The following is a 540-nucleotide window of genomic DNA, read 5'->3' as shown; positions in this document are numbered from 1 at the left end:
GTAACCTTTTGGGGCCAGCCGCCGAAGGTGGGATAGATGATTGGGGTGAAGTCGTAACAAGGTAGCCGTATCGGAAGGTGCGGCTGGATCACCTCCTTTCTAAGGAAATTAACGGAATACAGACTTCGTCTGTACGATTAACATCTTGCTGTTCAGTTTTGAGGGTTCATATAAAAAACTATATTGTTACCCAAAAGGGGCCTATAGCTCAGCTGGTTAGAGCGCACGCCTGATAAGCGTGAGGTCGATGGTTCGAGTCCATTTAGGCCCACCATTTTTTATTTTTGGGGCCTTAGCTCAGCTGGGAGAGCGCCTGCCTTGCACGCAGGAGGTCAGCGGTTCGATCCCGCTAGGCTCCACCAAATTGTTCTTTGAAAACTGGATAAAACGACATTGAAGAAATTCTTAAGTAACACATTTATTAAGTTTTAATTTTTTTAGGCTTAATAACTTAAAGGCTTTTATAAGCCAACGGTTAAGTTATTAAGGGCGCATGGCGGATGCCTTGGCACTAGAAGCCGATGAAGGACGGCACTAACA

2 tRNA genes and 1 rRNA gene are annotated in these 540 nt (G+C 45.4%); all 3 read left to right on the top strand.

The window, feature by feature from the left end:
• Positions 1-99: ribosomal RNA gene (locus tag F0527_RS16870) — 16S ribosomal RNA — on the top strand; the annotation flags it as partial.
• Positions 100-197: 98 nt separating this feature from the next.
• Positions 198-274 (top strand) — tRNA-Ile (locus F0527_RS16865).
• A gap of 12 nt (positions 275-286) precedes the next feature.
• A tRNA-Ala gene (locus F0527_RS16860) sits at positions 287-362 on the top strand.
• Positions 363-540: the final 178 nt, after the last annotated feature.

This window comes from Rummeliibacillus sp. TYF-LIM-RU47, assembly GCF_008638315.1.
Classification (GTDB): domain Bacteria; phylum Bacillota; class Bacilli; order Bacillales_A; family Planococcaceae; genus Rummeliibacillus; species Rummeliibacillus stabekisii.
The sequence above is the reverse complement of the archived record's forward strand: the minus strand, read 5'-3'. Positions and strand labels throughout refer to the sequence as shown.